Below are 5,947 nucleotides of genomic sequence, written 5' to 3' on the forward strand. Positions count from 1 at the left end.
AAATAACTAAAATAACTAAAATAACTAAAATAACTAAAATAACTAAAATAACTAATAATAAAAATAAATATAGGATTATATATAAAGTAAGAATAATAAGAATTAACAAGTCCGCAATGAGCTACTTTCCCCCTGCCAGTAAGGCGTAGTATCATCACCCACGATGTGCTTAGCTTCTTGGTTCGGGATGGAGCAAGGCGTCTCCACATCTGTATAATCACGGACATTGTTATTTAAATATTCTATTTAATATAGCATAATAAAAACAATCAATAAGATTTAGATATAAAAATTATTTTTATTTTAACTTTCATCTTATTCTTAAGTTTAGATGTTTTATTGAACTAAATACTTTATTGTTTTATTTTAGAATACTTAAAAAACAATGTTAAGAGCAAGTTCTAATATAAACTTTACTTATAAGATTTTATAAACTTAAGAATGTAATTTTTATATAAATATTTCATATAAAAACACCCAAAGCTTTATCAAAAACCTTAACAAGGAAGTGATGCTTAAATAAGATAAGCCAAACGCTCTATTAGTACTGGTTAGCTAAAGGACTTTCATCCATTACACACCCAGCCTATCAAACTAGTAGTCTTCTAGAGAGCTTAGAGAAGATTCATCTTAGAGTTGGCTTCACGCTTAGATGCTTTCAGCGTTTATCCGTTCCAAACTTAGCTACGCTGCGATGCTCTTGGCAGAACAACAGCTACACCAGTGGTTTGTTCAACCCGGTCCTCTCGTACTAGGGTCAAATCTCTTCAATCTTCTTACGCCCACGGCAGATAGGGACCGAACTGTCTCACGACGTTCTGAACCCAGCTCGCGTACCGCTTTAAATGGCGAACAGCCATACCCTTGGGACCTGCTCCAGCCCCAGGATGCGATGAGCCGACATCGAGGTGCCAAACCTCCCCGTCGATGTGAGCTCTTGGGGGAGATCAGCCTGTTATCCCCGGGGTACCTTTTATCCTTTGAGCGATGGCCCTTCCACACAGAACCACCGGATCACTAAGACCGACTTTCGTCTCTGCTTGACTTGTATGTCTTGCAGTTAAGCTGGCTTATACCTTTATACTCTACGAACGATTTCCAACCGTTCTGAGCCAACCTTTGTAAGCCTCCGTTATTATTTGGGAGGCGACCGCCCCAGTCAAACTACCCACCAGACATTGTCCCACTTGAGGATAACTCAAGCTGGTTAGCTACCCAAATAAGAAAGAGTGGTATCTCAACAACGGCTCATATACAACTGGCGTCATATACTCAAAGCCTCCCACCTATCCTGCACATTCTTATCCAAATAGCAGTGTCAAGCTGTAGTAAAGGTCCACGGGGTCTTTCCGTCTTGCCGCGGGTAGGAGGAATTTTCACCTCCACTACAATTTCACTGGATCCCTCTTTGAGACAGCTCCCATCTCGTTACGCCATTCATGCAGGTCGGTATTTAACCGACAAGGAATTTCGCTACCTTAGGACCGTTATAGTTACGGCCGCCGTTTACTCGGGCTTCGATCAAGAGCTTCGCTAATGCTAACCCCATCAATTAACCTTCGAGCACCGGGCAGGCGTCACACCCTATACATCCTCTTACGAGTTAGCAGAGTGCTGTGTTTTTGGTAAACAGTCGGGAGGGACTCTTTGTTGTAAGTTTCTTCGCTTTCGGAGTAAATCCTAATACGAAGCGAACCACACCTTATACCGAAGATACGGTGCTATTTTGCAGAGTTCCTTAAAGAGAGTTCTTCCACGCGCCTTAGAATACTCATCCCACCCACCTGTGTCGGTTTACGGTACGGGCAACATTAGCTAAACTTAGAAACTTTTCTTGGCTCGACGGCATCAGCAATTCTCCTCGCTGTCCGAAGACTTTGAAGAGCCTTTCAGTTCTCGGAGTATTGTTATACGGATTTGCCTATATAACCTCCTACGACCTTAGACTAGCACTTCCATCCGCTAGCTTGCTTAGCCCTAAGCGTCCTTCCATCGCACACTAATGTTGGTATTGGAATATTAACCAATTTGCCATCGTCTACCCCTTTCGGACTCGACTTAGGACCCGACTAACCCTACGATGACGAGCATCGCGTAGGAAACCTTGGGTTTACGGCGTTAATGATTCTCACATTAATTATCGCTACTCATGCCTGCATGCTCACTTCTATTCGCTCCAGCACTCCTTACCGGTATACCTTCGGCGCAAATAGAACGCTCTCCTACCACTTGATAAAATCAAGTCTACAGCTTCGGTACTTACTTTAGCCCCGTTATATTTTCCGCGCAAAATCACTAGACCAGTGAGCTATTACGCTTTCTTTAAAGGATGGCTGCTTCTAAGCCAACCTCCTGGTTGTTTAAGTAACTTCACATCGTTTTCCACTTAAGTAAGATTTAGGGACCTTAGCTGGTAGTCTGGGTTGTTTCCCTCTTGACGACGGATTTTATCACTCGCCGCCTGACTGCTGTGATTACATATAAGGTATTCGGAGTTTGATAGGGTTTGGTACATTGGTGTATGCCCTAGCCCATTCAGTGCTCTACCCCCTTATACTACGACACAACGCTATACCTAAATATATTTCGGAGAGAACCAGCTATCACGAAGTTTGATTGGCCTTTCACCCCTATCCACAAGTCATCCGGGGGCTTTTCAACGCCTATCGGTTCAGTCCTCCACTAGTTCTTACACTAGCTTCAACTTGCTCATGGATAGATCACTTCGTTTCGGGTCTGCAGCATCTGACTTAAGCGCCCTATTCAGACTCGCTTTCGCTACGGCTTCGCGTGTGCTTAACCTTGCCAGACACCACAACTCGCAGGCTCATTATGCAAAAGGCAGTCCATCACACTGTATTGCTACATAGTGCTCTGAATGATTGTAAGCAAATGGTTTCAGGTTCTATTTCACTCTGATCACCTCAGTTCTTTTCACCTTTCCCTCACGGTACTTGTGCACTATCGGTCTGGTAGTAGTATTTAGGGTTGGATCGTGGTCGACCCAGCTTCAGACAGGATTCCTCGTGTCCCGCCCTACTCAGGATACTGCTAGCTAAGGTTTGGTTTTTGTATACGGGACTATCACCCTCTATGGCTACACTTTCCAGAGTGTTCTACTAACCTTACCTATTGCATATTGCAGTCCTACAACCCCCAGTGCAAGCACTGGGTTTGCCCTCTTGCGCTTTCGCTCGCCGCTACTGACGCAATCTCTATTGATTTCTTTTCCTGTAGGTACTAAGATGTTTCAATTCCCTACGTTCGCTCCATTATGGTAGTATATATCTCTATATACTGGGTTGCCCCATTCGGAAATCTACGGATCAAAGCTTCTTGACAGCTCCCCGTAGCTTATCGCAGTCTAGTACGTCCTTCATCGCCTTTACCAGCCAAGGCATCCACCATTCGCTCTTAATAGCTTACCTTTTAATTTATTCTAAAACGCATCACTTCCTTGTTAAAGTTTTTATGATAAGACTTTACTATCTTAAGACGGAAAGCATTTAAACACTTAATAAAACTAAAAATATTAGTCTAACTAAGTTGTGAGTTTAAAACTTGTCTTTAACTAAAAGCTAAAGAAAAGATAGTTAGGTTTTATCCTTTAACAAGTCCTGTAAAATTGTTTTTATTAAAACTTGCTTGTGACTCTTAACAATGATAATTCAAATAACATTAAATAACTAATCTAATATATAAAATATTCTATTATTTATTTAGCTTAGGTCTTAAAACCTAAAGGAAGTATATATAAAGAGTTTAAATAATTTAAAAACATAAGTAATAAAGTATTTTACTTTACTTATTGCTTTATTATTAGCTATATACTTGCTTTAAGTTTTAAAACTTTATTATATGATTGATAAACAAATCTTTTTTTATGGTGGGCCTAACAAGACTTGAACTTGTGACCTCACCCTTATCAGGGGTGCACTCTAACCAGCTGAGCTATAGGCCCTTAATAAATGGTGGAGAATAGCGGGATCGAACCGCTGACCTCCTGCGTGCAAAGCAGGCGCTCTCCCAGCTGAGCTAATTCCCCAAAATTAGCTTTTCATCAATCTTTGAAATCTAAACAAGGATGATTGAGTCTATATATGAACTGATAGTTGTGAGACTTATCAGTTTGTACTCTAGAAAGGAGGTGATCCAACCGCAGGTTCTCCTACGGTTACCTTGTTACGACTTCACCCCAGTCGCTGATTCCACTGTGGACGGTAACTAGTTTAGTATTCCGGCTTCGAGTGAAATCAACTCCCATGGTGTGACGGGCGGTGAGTACAAGACCCGGGAACGTATTCACCGTAGCATGGCTGATCTACGATTACTAGCGATTCCGGCTTCATGCTCTCGAGTTGCAGAGAACAATCCGAACTGGGACATATTTTATAGATTTGCTCCACCTCGCGGTATTGCGTCTCATTGTATATGCCATTGTAGCACGTGTGTCGCCCTGGGCATAAGGGCCATGATGACTTGACGTCGTCCACACCTTCCTCCTCCTTACGAAGGCAGTCTATTTAGAGTGCTCGGCCAAACCGTTAGCAACTAAATACGTGGGTTGCGCTCGTTGCGGGACTTAACCCAACATCTCACGACACGAGCTGACGACAGCCGTGCAGCACCTGTCTCTAAGTTCTAGCAAGCTAGCACCCTCTTATCTCTAAGAGGTTCTTAGGATATCAAGCCCAGGTAAGGTTCTTCGCGTATCTTCGAATTAAACCACATGCTCCACCGCTTGTGCGGGTCCCCGTCTATTCCTTTGAGTTTTAATCTTGCGACCGTACTCCCCAGGCGGTACACTTAATGCGTTAGCTGCATTACTGAGATGACTAGCACCCCAACAACTAGTGTACATCGTTTAGGGCGTGGACTACCAGGGTATCTAATCCTGTTTGCTCCCCACGCTTTCGCGCCTTAGCGTCAGTTAAGTTCCAGCAGATCGCCTTCGCAATGGGTATTCTTGGTGATATCTACGGATTTTACCCCTACACCACCAATTCCATCTGCCTCTCCCTCACTCTAGACTACCAGTTTCCCAAGCAGTTCAACGGTTAAGCCGTTGGATTTCACAAGAGACTTGATAATCCGCCTACGCGCCCTTTACGCCCAGTGATTCCGAGTAACGCTTGCACCCTCCGTATTACCGCGGCTGCTGGCACGGAGTTAGCCGGTGCTTATTCCTTAGGTACCGTCAGAATTCTTCCCTAAGAAAAGGAGTTTACGCTCCGAAAAGTGTCATCCTCCACGCGGCGTTGCTGCGTCAGGGTTTCCCCCATTGCGCAATATTCCCTACTGCTGCCTCCCGTAGGAGTCTGGACCGTGTCTCAGTTCCAGTGTGACTGATCATCCTCTCAGACCAGTTAAGCGTCATAGCCTTGGTGAGCCATTACCTCACCAACTAGCTGATACTATATAGTCTCATCCTACACCGAAAAACTTTCCCTACTCAACTTATGTTAAGCAGGAGTATAGAGTATTAGCAGTCGTTTCCAACTGTTGTCCTCTTGTGTAGGGCAGATTAACTATACCTTACTCACCCGTGCGCCACTAATCCACTTCTAGCAAGCTAAAAGCTTCATCGTTCGACTTGCATGTATTAGGCACGCCGCCAGCGTTCACTCTGAGCCAGGATCAAACTCTCCATAAAAAATATAGATAGTTTAATCTTTTTCTTCAAAGAAAAAGTATTTTAAAGATTAATAAAATAATCTTTAATTATTAATTGATAGATTTACATTATTCAAGGTAAATCTCTGGCTCAATCGATCACTTATTTAGATTTCAAAGATTGACTATAAGATTTGATTAACAATATTAATAATTTAAAGAACAAATATAAAAAATTAAGATAAAAATCTTAAGTTTTTTAAGTCCCTTTTATTTGAAAAGGAAATGAAATTATAGCAGTAAAAGCTTAAAGTTTTATTAAATTTGGGATAGA

The 5,947-nt window shown here is 42.4% G+C and carries 2 tRNA genes and 3 rRNA genes; all 5 read right to left on the bottom strand.

Features of this window, described 5'->3' with window-relative positions:
* Window positions 1–108: 108 nt before the first annotated feature.
* Window positions 109–225 (bottom strand): 5S ribosomal RNA (rrf, locus tag L8W56_RS08570).
* A 295-nt stretch (window positions 226–520) separates the two neighbouring features.
* Window positions 521–3,428: ribosomal RNA gene (locus L8W56_RS08575) — 23S ribosomal RNA — on the bottom strand.
* 456 nt (window positions 3,429–3,884) lie between these two features.
* Window positions 3,885–3,961 (bottom strand) — tRNA-Ile (locus tag L8W56_RS08580).
* A gap of 8 nt (window positions 3,962–3,969) precedes the next feature.
* A tRNA-Ala gene (locus L8W56_RS08585) sits at window positions 3,970–4,045 on the bottom strand.
* Window positions 4,046–4,140: 95 nt separating this feature from the next.
* A 16S ribosomal RNA gene (locus L8W56_RS08590) occupies window positions 4,141–5,653 on the bottom strand.
* The 16S, 23S and 5S rRNA genes sit together here with 2 tRNA genes alongside, the layout of an rRNA operon.
* Window positions 5,654–5,947: the final 294 nt, after the last annotated feature.

Origin of the sequence: Campylobacter sp. IFREMER_LSEM_CL1085, assembly GCF_025772235.1 — a bacterium.
GTDB lineage: Bacteria > Campylobacterota > Campylobacteria > Campylobacterales > Campylobacteraceae > Campylobacter_D > Campylobacter_D lari_D.